This is a genomic window from Streptomyces sp. M92 (assembly GCF_028473745.1).
GTDB lineage: Bacteria > Actinomycetota > Actinomycetes > Streptomycetales > Streptomycetaceae > Streptomyces.
Window position 1 is genome coordinate 3465706 of the sequence record NZ_CP101137.1, and the last position, 21680, is coordinate 3487385.

Sequence of the window (21680 nt, forward strand, 5' to 3'; positions counted from 1 at the left end):
TACTCGTCGGACAGCCCCGGCGCCGGCTCGTGGTCGCCGGTCACGAGGCCCGGGACGACGAGGGCGGGCATCGCCGCCGTGGGCGACGTCCGCGGCCAGCTCCGGCTGACCTTCCGGCGCCTGGCCGAGACGCTGGACAAGGCCGGGTTCGCCCTGAGCGACCTCGTCCAGACCAGGATCCTCACCGTCGGCATCGAGGGCCTCGCCGCCCGGCAGGGGCCGAGTCCGCCGACTCCGGGGCACCCACCGTCCGTACCGCCTAGGCTGGCGCCATGCCGATCCAAGCTGTGGTCTGGGACGTCGACGACACCCTCTTCGACTACACCACCGCCGACCGCGAGGGCATGCGCGCCCACCTGGTCGCCGAGGGGCTGCTCGCCGGGTACGGGACGCCCGAGGAGGCCCTCGCGCGCTGGCGGGAGATCACCGACCAGCAGTGGGCGAGATTCGCGGCCGGTGAAGTCGACTTCGTCACACAGCGCCGCGACCGCACCCGGGTCTTCCTGGGCCGGCCGGAACTGACCGACACCGAGGCCGACGGCTGGTTCGAGCGCTACGTCACGCACTACGAGGCCGCCTGGTCCCTCTTCCCGGACGTGATGCCCGTCCTGGACGCCCTCGCCGACAGCCACCGGCACGCGGTGCTCTCCAACTCCAGCCTCACCGTCCAGGACCGCAAGCTGCGCGTCCTCGGCGTGCACGACCGCTTCGAGGCCATCCTGTGCGCCGCCGAGCTGGGCGTCTCCAAGCCCGAGCCCGGCGCCTTCCTCGCCGCCTGCGACGCCCTCTCCCTCGCCCCGCACGAGGTCGCGTACGTCGGCGACCACCCGGAGATCGACGGCCGCGGCGCCGCCGACGCCGGGCTGCTGTCGGTGTGGATCGACCGCGGCGGCGCGTACGCGACCCTCGACCCGCCCGCCGGACCACGCCGTATCGCGTCCCTGTCCGAACTCCCGGCGCTCCTCGGTGCCGATACTCGTTTTGGAGCCCCGTCCACCTTCGGGTAATGTTCTTTCTGCGCCGCCGGGGAGCGGGCCGAAAGGCCGGGAACCGGAAGCGCAAAGCTAGAACAAGATCCCCTCAGGGGCTTGCGTTCCAGTGGCCTATGGTGTAATTGGCAGCACGACTGATTCTGGTTCAGTTAGTCTTGGTTCGAGTCCAGGTAGGCCAGCTCGCAGAGCTTATCTGCGCCGCGGAGAACATCCGCAAGGCCCCCGTTGTGTAGCGGCCTAGCACGCCGCCCTCTCAAGGCGGTAGCGCCGGTTCGAATCCGGTCGGGGGTACGGTGATCTCTCACGAGGTGATCGCTAGGGCCCCCGTTGTGTAGCGGCCTAGCACGCCGCCCTCTCAAGGCGGTAGCGCCGGTTCGAATCCGGTCGGGGGTACAAACTGGTCTAAACCACATTGGTCTATGGTGTAATTGGCAGCACGACTGATTCTGGTTCAGTTAGTCTAGGTTCGAGTCCTGGTAGACCAGCTCGGGTCTGCGGCGCCTGGTATCAAGCGCTTGTACGATCCTCGCCCCCGTTGTGTAGCGGCCTAGCACGCCGCCCTCTCAAGGCGGTAGCGCCGGTTCGAATCCGGTCGGGGGTACACGAGTCCGAAGGGGCTCCCGCTCAGGCGGGAGCCCCTTCGGCGTTCACTCGGCACCGGCGTTCATTCGATCCCGTACCGCCGCGCCGACTCCTCCTCCTGCGCCAGCCGGTGCAGCGCCCGCAGCACCGGCTGGAAGAGCACCGCCGCCGCGACCGCCATCTCGACCTTCTCCGCCTCCGAGCCGTGGTTCTCCATGAAGTCCAGGTCCCTGCGGGCCACCTCGTGCATCAACTGCCCGTACGGCGCCATCAGTTCCGCGTCCCACGGGTAGTCCAGCCGGCGCAGCGCCGCCACCGCCGTCACCAGCGACCGGTGCACGGGGGAGAGGGAGGACAGCTCCCGGGCCGTCTCCCAGCCCAGCATCTCCAGCAACCGGTCCACCTCCGCCCGCGCCGCGATCACGGACGGGTCCTCCTCGTCCGGCTCCGGTCCCTGCGGCAGCGCCCACAGCGCCGCGCCGAGCCTGATGGTCCGGCCCAGGGAGTCGTCGTCGACGTGCCCCAGCACCTCACGCGCCGTCGCCACCGGCACCTTCCCCACCTGGATCAGCGCCCGCACCAGGCGCAGCCGGCGCAGGTGGACCTCGTCGTACTCGGCCGTGGTCGCGTTGATCTGCCGGCCGGGCGGCAACAGGCCCTCGCGCAGGTAGTACTTGATCGTCGCGGTGGACACACCGCTGTGCTTGCTCAACTCGGCCAGCCGCATCCCTTGCGCCCCTCCTCGGGTACCGGCACTATCCAAGCACGGCGACTCGGAGAGTCCAGCCCGCCGACGGGGAGGTCGAGATGACCGGCGATTCCGGCACCGGTACCGCGGTCCGTACCACCGCCGCTGCCGAGGGCGACGTGGTCGTCCTGCTCATCGGCATGCGGATCAACCACTTCTGGGCGGTGCACCACTGGCTGCCGGTCCTGCTGTCCATGCCGCGCATGCTGCGCGAACTGGCGAAGGACCCGGACCGCGGACTCCTCGGCCACGTGCTGCTGACGGCCTCGCCGCGGACGTACTACGTGGTCCAGTACTGGGAGTCCAAGGAGAAGCTCTACCGGTACGCCCACTCTCCCGACATGTTCCACCACCGGGCGTGGGCGTTCGTCAACCGCAAGGAGCGGGCGCGGAAGGTGCGCGGACACGTGGGGCTGTGGCACGAGGCGTACGTGGTGCCGGAGGGTTCCTACGAGTCGATCTACGCGGACATGCCGCCCTTCGGGCTCGCTGCGGCACACGGCCAGGTACCGCTGGAGCGGCGGGGCAGGCGGGCCGAGGACCGGTTCGCGCACCGGTCCGGGAAGCGGGCGGGGTCCGAAAGGGCGTGAGCACGCGGTGAGTACGGCCTGACCGGGGGTCGCGGGTCAGGGAAGGGCCCTCCGCGGCGTTGAGGCGGGCCCGGTCCCGGTCGCGTACCCGGGCGGGGTCAGCCCGAGCGGCGCAGGGCCTCGGAGAGACGGCCGGCGGCGTCGATGATCGCCTGGGCGTGCATGCGGCCCGGGTGGCGGGTGAGGCGCTCGATGGGGCCGGAGACGGAGACGGCGGCCACCACGCGGTTCGAGGGACCGCGCACGGGCGCGGAGACGGACGCGACGCCCGGCTCGCGCTCGCCGATCGACTGGGCCCAGCCCCGGCGCCGCACGCCGGACAGCGCCGTCGCCGTGAAGCGGGCGCCCTGCAGACCCCGGTGGAGGCGCTCGGGCTCCTCCCAGGCCATGAGGATCTGCGCCGAGGAACCGGCCTTCATCGTGAGCGTGGAGCCGACCGGGACCGTGTCCCTGAGGCCGGACAGTCGCTCGGCCGCGGCGACGCAGATGCGCATGTCGCCCTGGCGGCGGTAGAGCTGCGCGCTCTCGCCCGTCACGTCGCGGAGATGGGTGAGCACCGGGCCCGCCGTGGCGAGCAGGCGGTCCTCACCGGCCGCCGCGGCCAGTTCGGCCAGGCGCGGGCCGAGAATGAAACGGCCCTGCATGTCGCGCGCCACCATACGGTGGTGTTCCAGTGCCACGGCCAGGCGGTGGGCCGTGGGTCGTGCCAGTCCGGTCGCCGCGACCAGTCCCGCGAGGGTGGCCGGGCCGGACTCCAGAGCGCTCAGGACGAGGGCCGCCTTGTCCAGAACGCCGACGCCGCTACTGTTGTCCATGAAACGATACTCCCGTCTCACTCTGTGAAACGCAAGTTCAATTTTCCGTGGAACCCGCCACTCTTGACGGCAGGAAGTCACAGCGGCCCGTGACGAAAGGGCCTGGTGGCGGTTGCCCGGAAACGCAGGGGTGTGGGCGCCGCTTCCCCAAGATCTCTAGTTGGGCCGTCGCGTTGTCGTCGGCCGGAGGGAAAGCGATGGGTAGGACACTCGCGGAGAAGGTCTGGGACGACCACGTCGTCCGGCGCGCCGAGGGCGAGCCCGACCTCCTCTTCATCGATCTGCACCTGCTGCACGAGGTGACCAGCCCGCAGGCCTTCGACGGCCTCCGCAAGAGCGGCCGCCCGGTGCGCCGGCTCGACCTGACCATCGCCACCGAGGACCACAACACCCCGACCCTCGACATCGACAAGCCCATCGCGGACCCGGTCTCCCGGGCCCAGCTGGAGACGCTGCGCAAGAACTGCGCGGACTTCGGCGTCCGGCTGCACCCGCTGGGCGACGTCGAGCAGGGCGTCGTGCACGTCGTCGGCCCGCAGCTGGGCCTGACCCAGCCCGGCACCACCGTGGTCTGCGGCGACTCGCACACCTCCACGCACGGCGCCTTCGGCGCCCTGGCGTTCGGCATCGGCACCTCCCAGGTCGAGCACGTGCTGGCCACCCAGACGCTGCCCATGGCCCGCCCGAAGACCATGGCGATCACCGTCAACGGGGAACTGCCCGAGGGTGTCACGGCGAAGGACCTGATCCTCGCGATCATCGCGAAGATCGGCACCGGCGGCGGCCAGGGCTACGTCCTGGAGTATCGGGGCGAGGCCATCGAGAAGCTCTCGATGGAGGCCCGCATGACCATCTGCAACATGTCCATCGAGGCCGGTGCCCGCGCGGGCATGATCGCCCCCGACGAGACCACCTTCGCCTACCTCCAGGGCCGTCCGCACGCCCCCGAGGGTGCCGACTGGGACGCGGCCGTCGAGTACTGGAGGACGCTGCGCACCGACGACGACGCCGAGTTCGACGCCGAGGTCGTCATCGAGGCCGCCGACCTGTCGCCGTTCGTCACCTGGGGCACCAACCCGGGCCAGGGCGCGCCGCTGTCCGCCGCCGTCCCCGACCCGGCTTCGTACGAAGACGCCTCGGAGCGCTTCGCTGCCGAAAAGGCCCTGGAGTACATGGGGTTGGAGGCCGGGCAGCCGCTGCGCTCCATCAAGGTGGACACCGTCTTCGTAGGTTCCTGCACCAACGGCCGCATCGAGGACCTGCGCGCCGCCGCCGAGATCGTCCGGGACCGCAAAGTCGCCGACGGCGTACGCATGCTGGTCGTCCCCGGCTCCGCGCGGGTGGGTCTGCAGGCCGTCTCCGAGGGCCTGGACGTGGTCTTCAAGGAGGCCGGCGCCGAATGGCGGCACGCGGGCTGCTCGATGTGCCTGGGCATGAACCCGGACCAGCTCGCCCCCGGTGAGCGCTCCGCGTCCACCTCCAACCGCAACTTCGAGGGACGGCAGGGCAAGGGCGGCCGCACCCACCTGGTGTCGCCGCAGGTAGCCGCCGCGACGGCGGTCCTGGGCCACCTGGCCTCCCCGGCCGACCTGTCCGCCGCCGACGTCCCCACGCCCGCTGGAGTCTGAGAGCCATGGAAGCATTCACCACCCACACCGGCCGGGCCGTCCCGCTGCGCCGCTCCAACGTCGACACCGACCAGATCATCCCCGCCCACTGGCTCAAGAAGGTGACGCGGGACGGGTTCGAGGACGGGCTGTTCGAGGCCTGGCGCAAGGACCCGGAGTTCGTGCTCAACCGGCCCGAGCGCGCGGGCGCCACCGTCCTGGTCGCCGGCCCCGACTTCGGTACCGGCTCCTCCCGTGAGCACGCCGTCTGGGCGCTGCAGAACTACGGCTTCAAGGCCGTGATCTCCTCTCGCTTCGCCGACATCTTCCGCGGCAACTCGCTGAAGAACGGGCTGCTCACCGTGGTCCTCGACCAGAAGGTCGTGGACGCGCTGTGGGAGCTGACGGAGAACGACCCGCAGGCCGAGGTCACGGTCGACCTCCAGGCCCGTGAGGTCCGCGCGGAGGGCGTCACCGCCTCCTTCGAGCTGGACGAGAACTCCCGCTGGCGGCTGCTGAACGGGCTGGACGACATCTCGATCACCCTCCAGAACGAGGCGGACATCGCCGCGTACGAGGCGAAGCGCCCGTCGTTCAAGCCGCAGACCCTCCAGGCCTGACACCGGGGCCTCCTCAAGGGCCCCGGCAAGGTCGAGTTTCGGCCACCCAACACTCCGGCTGTACCCCCGATCGGCCTGATCGGGGGTACAGCCTTTTCTGCGTTCGCGCGCGTGTGCGTGTCAGGGCCGGGGCTGTCAACTTGCCTGGTTGGAAGCGTGGTTGCGGGGGTACGCGGGTTCTGGACGCGTGGTTTCCGGGTGTGGCCGGACGGCCGTCCGAGGCGGCAGTTGCCCCCTGCGCAGGCGACAACTCGCCCCAGATGGCACAATCTGTGCATGGAACACGACGGCCAACTCCAGCTCTATGCGGCGGTCGCGTCCCGGCTCAAGGAAGCGCACACAACAGTGCGCGCACTGCAAGTCCCGGAGGGCGTACGGATGGCGCTGACCCGGAAGCTGCTGGTCATTACGGCCGCGGCCAAACACGATCTCGCCGGTGCGGAACGGCGCCTGGAGCGGTTCATCGCGGACCTCGACGAGGGTCGTCTCCCCGAAGAGGACGGCTGAACAGGCCGGGGCGGCCCGAGTCCGTTGCGGCACAAGGGTGATTAGCCCGTTTCGTGTTTGATTTGCGGTATATATCTGCCTAACGTGCGAAAAAGCTTGAACAGATTCGTTCTGGCGATGTCTCCGAAGGGGAAGACGTGAACAAGGCGCAGCTCGTAGAAGCGATTGCCGACAAGCTGGGCGGTCGCCAGCAGGCCGCCGACGCTGTCGACGCGGTCCTGGACGCACTCGTCCGCGCAGTGGTCGCGGGCGACCGGGTCTCGGTCACCGGCTTCGGTTCCTTCGAGAAGGTCGACCGCCCGGCCCGTTACGCCCGCAACCCGCAGACGGGTGAGCGGGTGCGGGTCAAGAAGACGTCCGTGCCGCGCTTCCGCGCGGGTCAGGGCTTCAAGGACCTGGTGAGCGGCTCGAAGAAGCTTCCGAAGAACGACATCGCGGTCAAGAAGGCCCCCAAGGGCAGCCTGTCCGGCCCGCCGCCCACCATCTCCAAGGCCGCGGGCAAGAAGGCCGCCGCCAAGAAGGCCACGGGCGCCGCGAAGAAGACCACGGGCGCGGCCAAGAAGACGACCGCGGCGGCGAAGAAGACCACCGCGAAGAAGACCACCGGGGCGGCGAAGACGGCGACGGCGAAGAAGGCCCCCGCCAAGAAGTCCACCGCCAAGACCACCACGGCGGCGAAGAAGACCACGGCGAAGAAGGCTCCTGCCACCAAGAAGGCGACGGCGAAGAAGGCTCCGGCCAAGAAGTCGACCGCCCGCAAGACCACCGCCAAGAAGGCCACCGCCCGCAAGAAGTAGCAGCGGCACGCGGCGAACGGCAGGCCGCACGGGCACTCACGCGCCGGGCCGGACTCCCTCTCGGAGTCCGGCCCGCGGCGTGTGCACGACCGGATGCGGTGCCCGACCGGGAGACGGGGAGCCCGCGGCGCCGCGGGGGCGGTCAGAACGGCCTGCGGTGCCTGGTGGGAAGAGTGGCTTGTGGTGCCTGGTCGGGGGCCAAAGGCCTGCGGTGCCTGACGGGTCGGGAGGGCTTGCGGCGTCTGGTGGGTCGGAGGGGTCTGCGCCGCCCGGCCGGTCGGGAGGGCTTGCGGCGCCTGGTGGGTCGGAGGAGTCTGCGCCGCCCGGTCGGTCGGGAAGGCTTGCGGCCGGGAGGGCTTGCGGCGCCTGGTGGGTCGGAGGGGTCCGCGCATCCGGCCGTCGGGAAGGAGTGCGCCGCCCGACGGGTCGGAAGCGCACCCGGGCGGGCGGGAAGGCTTGCGCCGCCCGGTGGGTCGGAGGGGTCTGCGCATCCGGCCGGTCAGGAAGCTCTGGACACCGGGTGGGTCGGAAGGGTTCGCGGCACCCTGCCGGTCGGAAAGGGGCAGCGGCGCCCGGCCGTCATGGTGTCCGGACTCCCTGGCTGCCATCACGTCTGCCGCGTCCGGCGCCGGAACTCTCCGGCGTCCGGTGTCGAGAACTCCGCTGTGCCCGGCGTCAGAACTCCGCCGCGTCCGGCCGCCAGAGCCCCCGCCCGTCCGGTCAGAACGTCTGCAGCGTCACCAGCGTGATCCTGCGCTCCGCGCCCGAGCCCTCGGTCTCGATCCGCACCCGCTGCCCGGGCCGCAGCAGCCGCAGGCCCCCCGCGTCGAACGCCGCCGCGTCGAAGGGCACCGGTGTGCCGTCGTCGAGCAGCACCTGCCCGCTGCGCTCTTCCGGGTCGTACGTGTAAGCGGTCGCCTGCATGCCGGCAGCCTACTGCCCGGCGATCAGCAGCCGCGCGGCCACCGCGGCAGTACGGGGCCCCACTCCCAGTGCCAGCGCGGCACGCAGATCACCGCCGGTGTCGACGTCCTGCCGTACGGAATCCACCTCGCCGAGCCGCAGTTCCACCGCGCCGGACGCGCGGTGCCGGTACCTGGAGTCCGGCCCGAAAGCCGGAGCCAATTCATGGCCCGGCGCCGCGGCCAGCAGAGTCGTGCCGATTCCGGCCGCATCGGCGAGAAATGCGCGCGGGAATTCCGCGGCCGCCGCCAGGACTCGCGCCAATTCGGCCGGCCGCAGTGCGGGGAGATCGGCGTTGAGCGCGGCCACCGGGTGTGCGGGCCGCCTCGCCCGCACCGCGGCCGCCCCGTGCGCGAGGGCGGCGTTCAGGCCGTCGCCCGGCTCGTCCGGAACGACCCCGGCGCCCAGCTTCGCCAGCTCCCGCCCCGCCCGGGCGTCAGCCGTGACAACTGCCACATCCGCCACCTGCGGGCAGGCCAGCGCGGCTGTCACGGTGTCTTGTGCGAACGCCAGCGCGAGGCCCGGCCGCACCCCGTCGTGGGCGGTGTCCGCCAGCCTGCTCTTGGCCCGGGGGAGGGGCTTTACGGGTACGACCAAGGTCCACTGCACGAGCGTTCCGTCCTTCTCTCGTCGCCGCCATTGTCACCTGGGAGATCCGCCGGTTCACTCTCCGGGGCGTACGGTGTTCTCGACAGACGGGCGGCCCGGGGCGACACTTGTCCGGCCCCAGGCCCTGGAGGAAAGGTGTCAGCGTGCCCCGCCGCAGAATCGGCTTCTGGTACCGCCTGGCCGCGGTGATCTGCAAACCGCCGCTCGTGGTTCTGATCAAGCGGGACTGGCGGGGAATGGAGAACATTCCGGCCGACGGTGGATTTATCACCGCTGTGAACCACAATTCGCACGTCGACCCCTTCGCGTACGCGCACTACCAGTACAACACCGGGCGCGTCCCGCGATTCCTGGCGAAGAGCGGCCTTTTCAAGAAAGGATTCGTCGGTGCCGCGATGCGGGGCACCGGACAGATCCCCGTCTACCGCGAGAGCACGGACGCGCTCAGCGCCTTCCGGGCCGCGATCGACGCCGTGGAGCGCGGCGAGTGCGTCGCCTTCTACCCCGAGGGCACCCTCACCCGCGACCCGGACGGCTGGCCGATGACCGCCAAGACCGGTGCCGCGCGCGTCGCCCTGCAGACCAAGTGCCCGGTGATCCCGGTCGCCCAGTGGGGCTGCAACGAACTGCTGCCGCCCTACACCAAGAAGCCCCACCTCCTGCCGCGCAAGACCCACCAGGTGCTGGCGGGCCCGCCGGTCGACCTCTCGCGGTTCTACGACAAGGAGATGACCGCGGAGCTGCTGAAGGAGGCCACCGAGGTCATCATGGCCGCCGTCACCCGCCAGCTGGAGGAGATCCGAGGCGAGAAGGCGCCCGAGACGCCCTACGACCCGCGCCGCGAGCGGATCGAGCAGCGGCGCCGCACACAGGCCCAGAACCGGCACAACGAGCACACGCACAACCAGCAGCCGCAGCAGGCGGAAGGGCAGAGCACGTGAGCGAGCCCGTCAAGGCGGCCGTCTTCGGCACCGGGTCGTGGGGCACGGCCTTCGGCATGGTCCTCGCCGACGCCGGCTGCGACGTCACCCTGTGGGGGCGCCGCGCCGAACTCGCCGACGCCGTCAACCTGGACCGGACCAACCCGGACTACCTGCCCGGTGTGGAACTCCCCGCCAACCTGCGCGCCACCACCGACGCCGCCCAGGCCGCGCGGGGCGCCGACTTCACCGTCCTCGCGATCCCCTCCCAGACCCTGCGCGCGGGCCTCGCCGACTGGACACCGCTGCTGGCGCCCGGCACGGTACTGGTGTCGCTGATGAAGGGCGTCGAACTCGGTTCCACGATGCGGATGAGTGAGGTCATCGAGGACGTCGCCAAGGTCGGCCCCGAGCGCGTCGCCGTGGTCACCGGTCCCAACCTGGCCCGTGAGATCGCCGCCCGCATGCCCGCCGCCGCCGTCGTCGCCTGCCCCGACGAGTCGGTCGCCCAACGCCTCCAGGCCGCCTGCCACACGCCGTACTTCCGCCCGTACACCAACACCGACGTCGTCGGCTGCGAGCTGGGCGGCGCGGTCAAGAACGTGATCGGGCTGGCCGTCGGCATCGCGGACGGCATGGGCCTGGGCGACAACGCCAAGGGCTCCCTCATCACCCGCGGCCTCGCCGAGACCACCCGTCTCGGGGTCGCCCTCGGCGCCGACCCGCTGACCTTCTCCGGACTGGCCGGGCTCGGCGACCTGGTGGCGACCTGCTCCTCGCCGCTGTCCCGCAACCACACCTTCGGCACCAACCTCGGCAAGGGCATGACCCTCCAGGAGACCATCGCGGTCACCAGGCAGACCGCCGAGGGCGTCAAGTCCTGCGAGTCCGTGCTGGATCTGGCCCGCAGACACGGCGTCGACATGCCGATCACCGAGACGGTCGTCGCGATCGTCCACGAGGGCAAGGCCCCGGTGGTGGCGGTCAAGGAGCTGATGTCGCGCAGCGCGAAGCCCGAACGACGCTGAGCGACACCCCTCCGGCACCCGTGTCCCGCTCGCGCCACGCGGCCCCGCCGACGCTGTCTCGGGGCACCTCGGGCGGGTACTCTCAACGCGATATGAGCACCGAGAACCTCCCCCAGAGCCCCGAGCAGAGTCCGGAGCAGCCCCCTCGCAAGCCGCGCGTGGCCGTCGTGTTCGGCGGACGCAGCTCCGAACACGGGATCTCCGTGGTCACCGCCGGCGCCGTCCTCGCGGCCATCGACCGGACGAAGTACGACGTCCTGCCGATCGGCATCACCCGCGACGGCCGGTGGGCCCTGACCGCCGACGAACCGGAACGCATGGGGATCACCGACCGCCGTACGCCCGACGTCGAGGAACTGGCCGAGTCGACCGAGGGCGGCGTGGTGCTCCCCGTCGACCCCGCCAGCCGCGAGGTCGTCTACAGCGAACCCGGCTCGGTGCCCAAGGCCCTGGGCGAGGTCGACGTCGTCTTCCCCGTGCTGCACGGCCCCTACGGCGAGGACGGCACCCTGCAGGGCCTGCTGGAGCTGTCCGGCGTGCCCTACGTCGGCTCGGGAGTGCTCGCCTCGGCCGTCGGCCAGGACAAGGAGTACATGAAGGCGGTGTTCACCTCCTACGGGCTGAAAGTCGGCCCGTACACGGTGATCCGCCCCCGCGAGTGGGAGCAGGACCGTTCCGCCGCCCGCAAGAAGGTCGTCGACTTCGCCGGCGAGCACGGCTGGCCGCTGTTCGTGAAGCCCGCGCGGGCGGGCTCCTCGATCGGCATCACCAAGGTCGACGACCTCTCCGGCCTCGACGAGGCGATCGAGGAGGCCCGGCGCCACGACCCGAAGATCCTCGTCGAGGCGGCGCTGCGCGGCCGGGAGATCGAGTGCGGGGTGCTGGAGTTCGAGGACGGCCCCCGGGCCTCCGTCCCCGCCGAGATCCCACCGCCCTCGGAGCACGCGTACTACGACTTCGAGGCCAAGTACATCGACTCCACGCCCGGCGTCGTCCCCGCCCCGCTCACGGACGAGGAGACCGCCGAGGTCCGGCGGCTCGCGGTCGCGGCCTTCGACGCCGCCTCCTGCGAAGGGCTGGTCCGCGCGGACTTCTTCCTCACCGAGGACGACGAGTTCGTGATCAACGAGATCAACACCATGCCGGGCTTCACGCCGATCTCCATGTACCCGCAGATGTGGCAGGCGACCGGAGTGAGCTACCCGGAGCTGGTGGACCGGCTGGTCCAGGCGGCGCTGCGGCGCTCCACGGGACTGCGCTGACGTCTCCCGCACACGGACGAGAAGGCGGCCCCCTCGGGGGTCGCCTTCTCGCAGTATGATCAGCGGGTTTCCCAGCCCGCTCGCCCGCGGGCAGCGGTGCGTTGTCCGCGTTGTGCCACAGCTCGGTGACCAACGCGCCCGGGCCGGCGGCCCGGGGAACCGCCGCCGACTCGCTGTCGTCTGCTGAGGAGCAGCCCGTGGCGGCGATCAGCAGTGGGAGAGCGAGCGGGCGGAAGGGGGCTAGAGATGAACGACCGGACAGGTCAGAGTACGAGTGATGCCGTCCACCTGCTGGACCTTGGCCACCACCATGCGGCCCAGCTCGTCGACGGTGTCGGACTGGGCGCGGACGATGACGTCGTAGGGTCCTGTCACATCCTCGGCCTGGATCACTCCGGGGATCTTGCTGATCGTCTCGGCGACGGTCGACGCCTTGCCGACCTCCGTCTGGATCAGGATGTACGCCTGTACCACGAAACCTCCAGAGCGGCCACGAGGATCATGTGGGGAAAAGGAACGCCACGGTATCGCGTCGGCGCTCTTCGCGGGGAGACCCGCGGGGCACGGGCCGCTCGCGCCGTGGTGCCGCGATGACACGAGTTGACGAGCGCGCCGGCGAGTGGCGACGGTCATTCCGACCGTAACGAGGACAGAGATGACGCGCGACCGGGCACGGACAGGGACAGAAGGGGAGTCAAGGCAATGAAGGGCACTGTTGGTGAGCTCGGGGAGTTCGGGCTCATCAGGGAGCTCACCTCCCGTCTGACCACCACTCCGGCGGTCCGGGTCGGCCCCGGCGACGACGCCGCGGTGGTGGCCGCGCCCGACCGCAGGGTCGTGGCCAGTACCGACATCCTCGTCGAGGGGCGGCACTTCCGCCGCGACTGGTCCACCGCGTACGACGTGGGCCGCAAGGCGGCGGCGCAGAACCTGGCCGACATCGCCGCCATGGGGGCGGTGCCGACCGCGCTGCTGCTCGGCCTGGTGGTCCCCGCCGAACTGCCGGTGACCTGGCCGACCGAGCTGATGGACGGGCTGCGCGACGAGTGCCAGGTCGCGGGCGCCTCCGTGGTCGGCGGCGACGTGGTGCGCGGTGACACGATCACCGTCTCCATCACCGCCCTCGGTGACCTGCGCAACCAGGAGCCCGTCACCCGGGGCGGCGCCCAGCCCGGCGATCTCGTCGCGGTGACCGGCTGGCTCGGCTGGTCCGCGGCCGGGTTCGCCGTGCTCTCCCGGGGCTTCCGCTCGCCGCGCGCCTTCGTCGAGGCCCACCGGCGTCCCGAGCCGCCCTACCACGCGGGACCGGCCGCCGCCGGGCTCGGCGCCACCGCCATGTGCGACGTGAGCGACGGACTCATCGCGGACCTGGGCCACATCGCGGAGGCCAGCAAGGTCAGGATCGACATCCGCTCCGGCCAGATCGACATCCCCACCCAGATGAACGACATCGGCCAGGCCGTCGGCGTCGACCCGATGCAGTGGGTGCTCACCGGGGGAGAGGACCACGCGATCGTGGCGACCTTCCCGCCGGACGTGAAACTGCCCGCCCGCTGGAAGGTCATCGGCGAGGTGCTCAACCCCTCCGCGCTGCCCCAGGTGACCGTCGACGGCGCGCCCTGGACCAGCAAGGGCGGCTGGGACCACTTCGGCGGGGAGGTCGAGGCATGAGCCTGCCGAACGTCCTCACGGTGGCCGGCTCCGACTCCGGCGGCGGCGCCGGCATCCAGGCCGACCTGAAGACCATGCTCGCCCTCGGCACCCACGGCATGAGCGTGCTCACCGCGGTGACCGCGCAGAACTCGCTGGGCGTCCAGGGAGCCTGGGAGCTGCCCGTGGAGGCGGTGCGGGCCCAGTACCGCAGCGTCGTGGACGACATCGGCGTCCAGGCGGTCAAGACCGGGATGCTCTCCTCCGCCGAACTGGTCGAGACGGTCGCCGAATTGATCGCGGACACCGACGCCCCGGCCGTCGTCGACCCAGTAGGCGTCTCCAAGCACGGGGACGCGCTGCTCGCCGCCTCCGCGCTGGACTCGGTCCGCACCAAGCTGCTCCCGGCCGCCACCGTCGCCACCCCCAACCTCGACGAGGTCGCCCAACTCACCGGCATACACGTCGAGTCGGACACCGACCTGCGCCGGGCCGCGGCGGCCGTCCTGGAGTACGGGCCGCGCTGGGTGCTGGTCAAGGGCGGCCACCTGGCGGGCGACGCCGTGGACCTGCTCACCGACGGCTCCGAGGAGCACTGGCTGCGCGCACCGCGCCTCGACAACCGGCACACCCACGGCACCGGCTGCACCCTCGCGTCGGCCGTCGCCTGCGGGCTCGCCAAGGGGCAGCCGGTGCCCGAGGCGGTCGCGGCGGCCAAGGAGTACGTCACCGGGGGGATCGGGGCCGGGTTCGCGCTCGGCGGCGGCATCGGGCCCGTGGACCACGGCTGGGCGCTCGGACGGGACGTGCCCTGAGCCCGACGCACGGTGGCCGCCTTCTGGGCCAAGGGCGGCCACCGTACGGAGAAGCTTTACGGCACGGCAAAAAGCCGGCCCACCCGAGGTGGACCGGCTCCATGCAGCGGACCAGGCAGTGGCCGCGCGCTCAGCTGACGCGTCAGCGCGAGACCTTCCCGGCCTTGATGCACGAGGTGCAAGCGTTCACGCGCTTCGGCGTCCCGCCGACCACGGTACGCACGCGCTGGATGTTCGGGTTCCAGCGACGGGACGTACGGCGGTGCGAGTGCGAGATGTTGTTGCCGAAGCTCGGCCCCTTGCCACAGACGTCGCAGTTGGCAGCCACGGGTCACTCCAAAGACTTCAGATGCACTTACGGTTGACCCCGGCATGCCGGGATCAAGGTTCCGGGGCCGCGAACGGTCCGGGGTCTGAGTGGCGGTGCCAGGGGGAAGAGCCCGATCGGGACCGGGCAACCGGAGCAGCATACAACGGCTGCTCCCGTACAACGAAACTACCATGGCAGCTCAGGGGCCCGCCCCCGGCCCTCTTCCGGTGGGCGCCCTCCCGAGGTCTACGCTGCCAGCCACGTCCAGCAGCTCAGGGAGGCGCAGGTGGCGCAGGTGCCGCAGAGGTTCTTCGACGCTCTGGCGGTGCGTACCTGGTGCGGTCTGTCCTTGCGCGCGCTCGGGCGGGCGCGCGAGGAGATCGACGCGATCAACGTCTATCCGGTCGCCGACGGGGACACCGGCACGAACCTGTACCTGACCGTCGAGTCGGCCGTCGCCGCCGTGGAGGCGGTGTTCGCGGCGCACGCGGTGGGCGCCGGGGAGCCGGGTTGCGGCCCGGACGAGGGCCCCTCGCTGGCCGAGACCGTCGGCGCCATGGCGCACGGCGCGCTGATCGGCGCCCGCGGCAACTCCGGGACGATCCTCGCGCAGCTGCTGCGCGGCCTGGCCCAGGTGCTCACCGCCGACGCCGCAGGCGCCCGCCCGGACGGTGAAGGCGCCCACACCGACGGCCCGGGACTGCGGGCGGCCCTGCGGCACGCGGCCGAGTCCGCCCGGCAGGCCGTGGCCCACCCCGTCGAGGGCACCGTCCTGACCGTCGCCACCGCCGCCGCGGACGCGGCCGACGGGGCGGAGGGCGACTGCGCCGACGTGGCCCGCGCGGCGTACGACGGCGCCCGCGCGGCGCTCGCCGCCACCCCGGGCCAGCTGCCCGCCCTGAAGCGCGCCGGAGTCGTCGACGCCGGCGGACACGGCCTCGTCACCGTCCTCGCGGCCCTCGTGGAGACCTTCACGGGTCGGGCACCGGAGCCTCTCACCGTGTCGCACGCACGCGTGGCGCTCGACCCGGCGGACCCTGTGGGCGAGTGCCCCGTGGACGGCGGCTTCCTGGACGGCGCTTCCGCGGACGGCGGTGCCGGGAACGGCGGTGCCGGGAGCGGCGGCCCCGCCTTCGAGGTGATCTACCTCCTCGAGGCCGGGGACACGGAGGTCGCGCGGCTGCGGCGGCGGCTCGACGCCCTCGGGGACTCGCTCGTCGTCGTCGGCGGCGACGGACTGTGGAACGTCCACGTGCACGTCGACGACGCGGGCGCCGCCGTCGAGGCGGGTGTGGAGGCCGGACGGCCGTACCGGATCCGGATCACCCACTTCGGGCACGGCGACGCGCACACCACCCACTCCGAGCGCCCGCCCCGGGAGCGGGCCCAGCGCGCCGTGGTGGCCGTCGTGCCGGGGGAGGGGCTGGCGGGGCTCTACACCGAGGCCGGCGCGACGACCGTGCTCGCCCGCCCCGGGGAGCCGCCGGCGAGCGGCGAGCTGGTCCAGGCCGTACGCCGGGCGCACGCGCGCGAGGTCGTGCTGCTGCCCAACGACGCCGAACTGCGCCACACCGCCGCCGCGGCGGCCGAGCAGGCCCGGACCGAGGGCGTCCGGGTGGCCCTGATCCCGACCCGTTCCGCGGTCCAGGGCATCGCCGCGCTGGCCGTGCACGAACCCGGGCGGCGCTTCGACGAGGACGTGGTGGCGATGACCTCGGCGGCCGGCGCCACCCGGTACGCCGAGGTCGCCGTCGCCGAACGCCAGGCCTGGACCACCGCCGGCATCTGCCAGGCCGGTGACGTGCTCGGCCTCATCGACGGCGACGTGGCCGTGATCGGCGCGGACGTCGCCGAGGTCGCCGCGACCGTCCTGGACCGGATGCTCGCGGCCGGCGGCGAGCTGGTCACCCTCGTCCTCGGCGAAGAGGCCCCCGAGTCCGTCGCCGGCCGTCTTCAGGCCCGGGTCCGCCAGGCGTACCTGGCCGTCGACACGGTGGTCTACCGGGGCGGGCGGCAGGGCGCGCTGCTGCTGGTCGGTGTGGAGTAGCACGACGGGCACCGCCGGTCCGCCGGGAGGTTCGGGGCCATTGTCAGTGGCGTGGTGTGCAATGGATCTCGTGCCCGCACTGCGAGAACCACTGAAGAAGGTCCTCGGCCCCGCCACCGCGAAGGTGATGGCCGAGCACCTCGGCCTGCACACCGTCGGCGACCTCCTCCACCACTACCCCCGCAGATACGAGGAGCGCGGTCAGCTCACGCACCTGGCCGACCTCCCCATGGAGGAGCACGTCACGGTGGTCGCCCAGGTCGCCGACGCCCGCCTGCACACCTTCGCCTCGTCGAAGGCGCCGCGCGGCAAGGGACAGCGCCTGGAGGTGACCATCACCGACGGCAGCGGCCGCCTCCAGCTGGTCTTCTTCGGCAACGGCGTGCACAAGCCCCACAAGGAGCTCCTGCCGGGCACCCGCGCGATGTTCGCGGGCAAGGTCTCCGTCTTCAACCGCCGGCTCCAACTGGCCCACCCGGCGTACGAGCTGCTGCGCGGCGACCCCGACGGCGGCGAGACCGTGGAGTCCTGGGCGGGCGCCCTCATCCCCCTCTACCCGGCCACCGCCAAGCTGGAGTCCTGGAAGCTCGCCAAGGCCATCCAGACGGTCCTGCCCAGCGCCCAGGAGGCCGTCGACCCGCTGCCGGACTCCCTGCGCGAGGGCCGCGGCCTGGTCTCCCTCCCCGAGGCCCTGCTGAAGATCCACCGCCCGCACACCAAGGCGGACATCGAGGACGCCCGCGCCCGCCTCAAGTGGGACGAGGCCTTCGTCCTCCAGGTCGCCCTCGCGCGGCGCCGCCACGCCGAGACCCAGCTCCCCGCGGTCCCGAGGCGGCCGAGCCCGGACGGCCTGCTGACGGCCTTCGACGACCGTCTCCCCTTCACCCTCACCGACGGGCAGCAGAAGGTCTCCCGCGAGATCTTCGACGACCTCGCCACGGACCACCCCATGCACCGGCTGCTCCAGGGAGAGGTCGGATCGGGCAAGACGATGGTGGCCCTGCGCGCCATGCTCGCCGTCGTCGACGCGGGCGGACAGGCCGTGATGCTGGCGCCCACCGAGGTGCTCGCCCAGCAGCACCACCGGTCGGTCGTCGAGATGATGGGCGAGCTGGCCGAGGGAGGCATGCTCGGCGGCGCCGAACACGCCACCAAGGTGGTGCTGCTCACCGGTTCCATGGGCGCCGCCGCCCGCCGGCACGCCCTGCTCGACCTGGCCACCGGCGAGGCGGGCATCGTCATCGGCACCCACGCGCTGATCGAGGACAAGGTCCAGTTCCACGACCTCGGCCTGGTCGTCGTCGACGAACAGCACCGCTTCGGCGTCGAGCAGCGCGACGCCCTGCGCGGCAAGGGCAAGCAGCCCCCGCACCTGCTCGTCATGACCGCCACGCCCATCCCGCGCACCGTAGCCATGACCGTCTTCGGCGACCTGGAGACCTCCGTCCTGGACCAGCTCCCGGCCGGCCGCTCCCCGATCGCCAGCCACGTCGTCCCGGCCGCCGACAAGCCTCACTTCCTGTCGCGGGCCTGGGAACGGGTCCGCGAGGAGGTGTCGAACGGCCACCAGGCGTACGTCGTCTGCCCGCGCATCGGCGACGAGGACGAGGACCCGAAGAAGGCCGCCAAGAAGGCCCCGGAGGGGGACGCGGAGAAGCGGCCCCCGCTCGCCGTCCTCGACGTCGCCGAACAGCTCGCCGAGGGCCCGCTCCAGGGCCTGCGGGTCGAGGTGCTGCACGGCCGTATGCAGCCCGACGACAAGGACGCCGTCATGCGCCGCTTCGCGGCCGGCGAGACCGACGTCCTGGTCGCCACGACCGTCATCGAGGTCGGCGTCAACGTCCCCAACGCCACCGCGATGGTCATCATGGACGCCGACCGCTTCGGTGTCTCCCAGCTCCACCAGCTGCGCGGACGCGTCGGCCGCGGCTCCGCCCCCGGTCTGTGCCTGCTGGTCACCGAGATGCCAGAGGCGAGCGCGGCCCGCCAGCGGCTGAACGCCGTCGCCGGCACCCTCGACGGCTTTGAGCTCTCCCGCATCGACCTCGAACAGCGCCGCGAGGGCGACGTCCTCGGCCAGGCCCAGTCCGGCGCCCGCACCTCCCTGCGGGTCCTCGCGGTGATCGAGGACGAGGAGATCATCGCCGAGGCGAGACAGGAGGCGGCGGCGGTGGTGGCCGCCGACCCGGAGCTGACCGCCCTGCCCGGGCTGCGGACGGCCCTGGACGCCCTCCTGGACGAGGAGAGGGAGCAGTACCTGGAGAAGGGCTGAACATCGCCCGCCCGGGGGAGCGCGGGGCTGTGCCGACGTGCGGCTCCACCGGCGCGGGCACGACCAGCCACACTGGACCCAGAGCCGCTCACGACCAAGGACACCAGATGACCCGAGTGATCGCCGGCAAAGCCGGGGGACGCCGCCTAGCCGTCCCCCGGGGAACCGGCACCCGCCCCACCTCCGACCGCGCCCGCGAGGGGCTCTTCTCCACGTGGCAGTCCCTGCTCGGCGGCCCCCTGGACGGGGAGCGGGTCATCGACCTGTACGCCGGTTCCGGCGCCGTCGGCCTGGAGGCCCTGTCCCGGGGCGCCGGGCACGTCCTGCTCGTCGAGGCAGACGCCCGCGCCGCCCAAACCGTCCGGGAGAACGTCAAGGCCCTCGGCCTGCCCGGCGCCGAGGTCCGGGCGGGCAAGGCGGAACAGATCGTCCGCGGCGCGGCCCCGGGCGAGCCGTACGACATCGTCTTCCTGGACCCGCCCTACGCCGTCTCCGACGACGATCTTCGGGAGATCCTGCTCACACTCCGCTCGGAGGGGTGGCTCGCCGCCGAAGCGCTCGTCACCGTGGAGCGCAGCACCAGGGGCGGCGAATTCCGGTGGCCGGACGGCTTCGAAGCGATCCGGTCCCGTCGCTACGGCGAGGGAACGTTTTGGTACGGTCGCGCCGCCTCTACGTGCGAAGACGCACGATGACCGGACCGGAGAGCGAGGGAACTCAAGTGCGCCGCGCCGTCTGTCCCGGGTCGTTCGACCCGATCACCAACGGACATCTCGACATCATCGCCCGTGCCTCCAGCCTCTACGACGAGGTCTACGTCGCGGTGATGATCAACCAGGCCAAGAAGGGCCTGTTCGAGATCGAGGAGCGGATCGACCTCATCCGCCAGGTCACCGCCGAGTACGGGAACGTACGCGTGGAGTCCTTCCACGGCCTCCTCGTCGACTTCTGCAAGCAGCGCGAGATCCCGGCCATCGTCAAGGGCCTGCGTGCGGTCAGCGACTTCGACTACGAGCTGCAGATGGCCCAGATGAACAACGGCCTCTCCGGTGTGGAGACCCTGTTCATCCCCACCAACCCGACCTACAGCTTCCTGTCGTCCTCCCTGGTCAAGGAGGTCGCCACCTGGGGCGGCGACGTCTCCCACCTGGTGCCGCCGCTGGTCCTCGAAGCGCTCTCGGAACGCCTGCGCAAGAACTGACACCGCCGCCGCCCGGCTCCCGGAGACTGACAAACCGTCACCCGGTGTCCCCCGGACACCCCAGGGTCGTACAGTCGTCCCGTCCGTCTCCAACACAGCTGTAGAGAGTGGCGAGCACACGGTGGACGTGCAGAACAAGCTCGACGAGATCACCGCGATGGTCTCCGGCGCCCGCGCCATGCCCATGTCGGCCTCGTGCGTGGTCAACCGCGCCGAACTGCTCTCGCTGCTGGAGGAGCTGCGCGCCGAGCTGCCCGGCTCCCTCGCCCAGGCCCAGGAGCTGATCGGCGACCGGGAGCAGATGGTCGCGCAGGCCCGCCAGGAGGCCGACCGGATCATCGAGAGCGCACACGCGGAGCGCGGCTCGCTGATCTCCGACACCGAGGTCGCCCGCCGTTCCCAGGCCGAGGCCGACCGCATCCTCGCCGAGGCCCGCCAGGAGGCCGAGGAGGTCCGCGCCGAGGCCGACGACTACGTCGACTCCAAGCTCGCCAACTTCGAGGTCGTCCTCACCAAGACCCTCGGCTCCGTCGGCCGGGGCCGCGAGAAGCTGCTCGGCACCGGGCCCGGCCTCGACGAGAACGGCTACGAGGACGAGGACGCCCCCGAGCGCAGCCACGACCCGGAGGTCCTGCGCCGCGACGCCGACGCCTACGTCGACACCAAGCTCGGCGCCTTCGAGGCGGTGCTGGCCAAGACCCTGGACGCGGTCGGACGGGGCCGCCAGAAGCTGCACGGCCGGATCGCCACCGACGACCTCGGCGCCCTCGCCGACGACTCCACCACCGTCCAGCACTCCAGCGACGCCGACTACCTCGCCGGCCTCGCCGCCCTCTCCGACACCCCCGCCCAGCAGCCCCGCCGGCACGAGTACGACGAGCCGCAGCCGGCGGCGGCCCGGGCACCGGAGCAGGCGGTGCCGGAGATGCCGTCGCAGCAGCCGGCGTACGGCTACGCCCAGCAGCAGCCCGACCCGTACGCGGGCTACCAGCAGCAGTACGGCGGCCAGGACCCCTACGCCTACCAGCAGCAGACCGCCGACCCCTATGCGTACCAGGGCTACGACGCGTCCCAGCAGACGTACGACGGACAGCAGCCCTACCCTCAGGCGCAACAGCCCCAGCAGCCCGAGCACCCCCCGCAGGCCCAGCCTCAGACCCTCGACGAGACCAGCCTCTTCGACACCAGCATGATCAGCGCCGAGCAGCTGCGGGCCTACGAACAGGGCCGCGGCCTCTAGGGCGGGAGCCCTCGACCGGCCCGGATTGGGCCGTGAGCGAATGGTCCAGTATCCTGGCTCTTCGGTCGCGTGTACGTCCGCGATCGCCGCTGCCCGGGAGCACCG

At 71.7% G+C, this 21680-nt stretch carries 22 protein-coding genes and 5 tRNA genes; 21 read left to right on the plus strand and 6 right to left on the minus strand.

The features are described from left to right. Positions 1–272 precede the first annotated feature (272 nt). The 6 genes from M6G08_RS15795 (at position 273) to M6G08_RS15820 (ending at position 1593) form a co-directional block, all read left to right on the plus strand. Complete coding sequence (locus M6G08_RS15795; RefSeq protein ID WP_272587808.1) at positions 273–1007, plus strand: HAD family hydrolase; 735 nt, start codon at positions 273–275, stop codon at positions 1005–1007. 92 nt (positions 1008–1099) lie between these two features. Further along, a tRNA-Gln gene (locus M6G08_RS15800) sits at positions 1100–1171 on the plus strand. 39 nt (positions 1172–1210) lie between these two features. Beyond that, positions 1211–1283, plus strand: a tRNA-Glu gene (locus tag M6G08_RS15805). Between the two features lie 29 nt (positions 1284–1312). Next, positions 1313–1385, plus strand: a tRNA-Glu gene (locus M6G08_RS15810). A gap of 20 nt (positions 1386–1405) precedes the next feature. After that, positions 1406–1477 (plus strand) — tRNA-Gln (locus M6G08_RS15815). Positions 1478–1520: 43 nt separating this feature from the next. Then, a tRNA-Glu gene (locus tag M6G08_RS15820) sits at positions 1521–1593 on the plus strand. Between the two features lie 63 nt (positions 1594–1656). Here M6G08_RS15820 and M6G08_RS15825 read toward each other — a convergent pair. Continuing rightward, on the minus strand, positions 1657–2301 hold the full coding sequence (locus M6G08_RS15825) for a MerR family transcriptional regulator (RefSeq protein ID WP_272587809.1): 645 nt from the start codon (positions 2299–2301) through the stop codon (positions 1657–1659). An 80-nt stretch (positions 2302–2381) separates the two neighbouring features. Here M6G08_RS15825 and M6G08_RS15830 point away from each other — a divergent pair, with 80 nt between their 5' ends. Next, positions 2382–2912 carry a DUF4188 domain-containing protein gene (locus tag M6G08_RS15830; RefSeq protein ID WP_272587810.1) on the plus strand — a complete coding sequence of 177 codons (531 nt, stop codon included), beginning with the start codon at positions 2382–2384 and terminating at the stop codon, positions 2910–2912. 98 nt (positions 2913–3010) lie between these two features. Here the strand turns inward: M6G08_RS15830 and ndgR are convergent, their stop codons facing one another. Then, positions 3011–3727, minus strand: coding sequence for an IclR family transcriptional regulator NdgR (gene ndgR, locus M6G08_RS15835; RefSeq protein WP_073731617.1), 717 nt, complete (start codon positions 3725–3727; stop codon positions 3011–3013). A gap of 197 nt (positions 3728–3924) precedes the next feature. On the opposite strand from ndgR, the gene leuC reads away from it, so the two are divergent. The 4 genes from leuC to M6G08_RS15855 all read left to right on the plus strand — a co-directional run bounded on the left by leuC (position 3925) and on the right by M6G08_RS15855 (position 7258). After that, the gene (gene leuC / locus M6G08_RS15840) at positions 3925–5355 is read left to right on the plus strand and encodes a 3-isopropylmalate dehydratase large subunit (protein WP_272587811.1); all 1431 of its coding nucleotides are present in this window, start codon (positions 3925–3927) and stop codon (positions 5353–5355) included. A 5-nt stretch (positions 5356–5360) separates the two neighbouring features. Beyond that, positions 5361–5954, plus strand: coding sequence for a 3-isopropylmalate dehydratase small subunit (gene leuD / locus M6G08_RS15845; protein WP_073731615.1), 594 nt, complete (start codon positions 5361–5363; stop codon positions 5952–5954). Between the two features lie 276 nt (positions 5955–6230). Continuing rightward, positions 6231–6461 (plus strand): SCO5555 family protein, encoded by a 231-nt coding sequence (locus M6G08_RS15850; RefSeq protein ID WP_272587812.1) that lies wholly within the window; start codon positions 6231–6233, stop codon positions 6459–6461. Between the two features lie 137 nt (positions 6462–6598). Continuing rightward, positions 6599–7258, plus strand: coding sequence for an HU family DNA-binding protein (locus M6G08_RS15855; RefSeq protein WP_272587813.1), 660 nt, complete (start codon positions 6599–6601; stop codon positions 7256–7258). A gap of 720 nt (positions 7259–7978) precedes the next feature. Here the strand turns inward: M6G08_RS15855 and M6G08_RS15860 are convergent. Next, on the minus strand, positions 7979–8182 hold the full coding sequence (locus tag M6G08_RS15860) for a hypothetical protein (protein WP_217246754.1): 204 nt from the start codon (positions 8180–8182) through the stop codon (positions 7979–7981). Between the two features lie 9 nt (positions 8183–8191). Beyond that, positions 8192–8830 carry a 2-phospho-L-lactate guanylyltransferase gene (gene cofC, locus M6G08_RS15865; RefSeq protein ID WP_272587814.1) on the minus strand — a complete coding sequence of 213 codons (639 nt, stop codon included), beginning with the start codon at positions 8828–8830 and terminating at the stop codon, positions 8192–8194. Between the two features lie 143 nt (positions 8831–8973). Here cofC and M6G08_RS15870 point away from each other — a divergent pair, with 143 nt between their 5' ends. The 3 genes from M6G08_RS15870 (at position 8974) to M6G08_RS15880 (ending at position 12040) form a co-directional block, all read left to right on the plus strand. Further along, on the plus strand, positions 8974–9771 hold the full coding sequence (locus M6G08_RS15870; RefSeq protein ID WP_272587816.1) for a lysophospholipid acyltransferase family protein: 798 nt from the start codon (positions 8974–8976) through the stop codon (positions 9769–9771). Next, positions 9768–10778 carry an NAD(P)H-dependent glycerol-3-phosphate dehydrogenase gene (locus tag M6G08_RS15875; RefSeq protein WP_272587817.1) on the plus strand — a complete coding sequence of 337 codons (1011 nt, stop codon included), beginning with the start codon at positions 9768–9770 and terminating at the stop codon, positions 10776–10778. Before M6G08_RS15870 ends, M6G08_RS15875 begins: the two co-directional genes overlap by 4 nt. A gap of 92 nt (positions 10779–10870) precedes the next feature. Beyond that, the gene (locus M6G08_RS15880; RefSeq protein ID WP_272587818.1) at positions 10871–12040 is read left to right on the plus strand and encodes a D-alanine--D-alanine ligase family protein; all 1170 of its coding nucleotides are present in this window, start codon (positions 10871–10873) and stop codon (positions 12038–12040) included. A gap of 240 nt (positions 12041–12280) precedes the next feature. On the opposite strand, the gene M6G08_RS15885 is transcribed toward M6G08_RS15880, so the two are convergent. Next, on the minus strand, positions 12281–12514 hold the full coding sequence (locus M6G08_RS15885) for an Lrp/AsnC family transcriptional regulator (protein ID WP_019328745.1): 234 nt from the start codon (positions 12512–12514) through the stop codon (positions 12281–12283). A 228-nt stretch (positions 12515–12742) separates the two neighbouring features. Here M6G08_RS15885 and M6G08_RS15890 point away from each other — a divergent pair, with 228 nt between their 5' ends. Both M6G08_RS15890 and thiD read left to right on the plus strand, forming a co-directional pair. Beyond that, positions 12743–13711: a thiamine-phosphate kinase gene (locus M6G08_RS15890; RefSeq protein ID WP_019328746.1), complete on the plus strand. Its 969-nt coding sequence runs from the start codon at positions 12743–12745 to the stop codon at positions 13709–13711. Continuing rightward, the gene (gene thiD / locus M6G08_RS15895; protein ID WP_272587819.1) at positions 13708–14505 is read left to right on the plus strand and encodes a bifunctional hydroxymethylpyrimidine kinase/phosphomethylpyrimidine kinase; all 798 of its coding nucleotides are present in this window, start codon (positions 13708–13710) and stop codon (positions 14503–14505) included. The genes M6G08_RS15890 and thiD overlap by 4 nt, the downstream gene beginning before the upstream one ends. A 142-nt stretch (positions 14506–14647) precedes the next feature. On the opposite strand, the gene rpmB is transcribed toward thiD, so the two are convergent. Continuing rightward, complete coding sequence (gene rpmB / locus M6G08_RS15900) at positions 14648–14833, minus strand: 50S ribosomal protein L28 (RefSeq protein ID WP_013000438.1); 186 nt, start codon at positions 14831–14833, stop codon at positions 14648–14650. 268 nt (positions 14834–15101) lie between these two features. On the opposite strand from rpmB, the gene fakA reads away from it, so the two are divergent. From fakA to M6G08_RS15925, 5 genes are all read left to right on the plus strand, one after another. Next, a complete protein-coding gene (fakA, locus tag M6G08_RS15905; RefSeq protein ID WP_272587820.1) occupies positions 15102–16862 on the plus strand; it encodes a fatty acid kinase ATP-binding subunit FakA in 1761 nt (586 codons plus the stop codon). 61 nt (positions 16863–16923) lie between these two features. Then, entirely contained in the window at positions 16924–19134 is a 2211-nt protein-coding gene (recG, locus tag M6G08_RS15910; protein WP_272587821.1) for an ATP-dependent DNA helicase RecG, read from the plus strand. A gap of 107 nt (positions 19135–19241) precedes the next feature. Next, positions 19242–19829: a 16S rRNA (guanine(966)-N(2))-methyltransferase RsmD gene (gene rsmD, locus M6G08_RS15915; RefSeq protein ID WP_272587822.1), complete on the plus strand. Its 588-nt coding sequence runs from the start codon at positions 19242–19244 to the stop codon at positions 19827–19829. Between the two features lie 26 nt (positions 19830–19855). Then, positions 19856–20335, plus strand: coding sequence for a pantetheine-phosphate adenylyltransferase (coaD, locus tag M6G08_RS15920; RefSeq protein ID WP_272591350.1), 480 nt, complete (start codon positions 19856–19858; stop codon positions 20333–20335). Positions 20336–20456: 121 nt separating this feature from the next. Continuing rightward, positions 20457–21575, plus strand: coding sequence for a F0F1 ATP synthase subunit B family protein (locus M6G08_RS15925; protein WP_272587823.1), 1119 nt, complete (start codon positions 20457–20459; stop codon positions 21573–21575). The last annotated feature ends 105 nt before the right edge of the window (positions 21576–21680 follow it).

Bases quoted from the DNA above. Each gene is read 5' to 3' on its own strand.
- rsmD (WP_272587822.1), top strand. From the start codon at position 19,242: ATGACCCGAGTGATCGCCGGCAAAGCCGGGGGACGCCGCCTAGCCGTC.
- M6G08_RS15890 (WP_019328746.1), top strand. From the start codon at position 12,743: ATGAAGGGCACTGTTGGTGAGCTCGGGGAGTTCGGGCTCATCAGGGAG.
- M6G08_RS15880 (WP_272587818.1), top strand. From the start codon at position 10,871: ATGAGCACCGAGAACCTCCCCCAGAGCCCCGAGCAGAGTCCGGAGCAG.
- M6G08_RS15795 (WP_272587808.1), top strand. From the start codon at position 273: ATGCCGATCCAAGCTGTGGTCTGGGACGTCGACGACACCCTCTTCGAC.
- M6G08_RS15830 (WP_272587810.1), top strand. From the start codon at position 2,382: ATGACCGGCGATTCCGGCACCGGTACCGCGGTCCGTACCACCGCCGCT.
- M6G08_RS15850 (WP_272587812.1), top strand. From the start codon at position 6,231: ATGGAACACGACGGCCAACTCCAGCTCTATGCGGCGGTCGCGTCCCGG.
- recG (WP_272587821.1), top strand. From the start codon at position 16,924: ATGGATCTCGTGCCCGCACTGCGAGAACCACTGAAGAAGGTCCTCGGC.
- leuC (WP_272587811.1), top strand. From the start codon at position 3,925: ATGGGTAGGACACTCGCGGAGAAGGTCTGGGACGACCACGTCGTCCGG.
- leuD (WP_073731615.1), top strand. From the start codon at position 5,361: ATGGAAGCATTCACCACCCACACCGGCCGGGCCGTCCCGCTGCGCCGC.
- thiD (WP_272587819.1), top strand. From the start codon at position 13,708: ATGAGCCTGCCGAACGTCCTCACGGTGGCCGGCTCCGACTCCGGCGGC.
- M6G08_RS15860 (WP_217246754.1), bottom strand. From the start codon at position 8,182: ATGCAGGCGACCGCTTACACGTACGACCCGGAAGAGCGCAGCGGGCAG.
- M6G08_RS15825 (WP_272587809.1), bottom strand. From the start codon at position 2,301: ATGCGGCTGGCCGAGTTGAGCAAGCACAGCGGTGTGTCCACCGCGACG.
- ndgR (WP_073731617.1), bottom strand. From the start codon at position 3,727: ATGGACAACAGTAGCGGCGTCGGCGTTCTGGACAAGGCGGCCCTCGTC.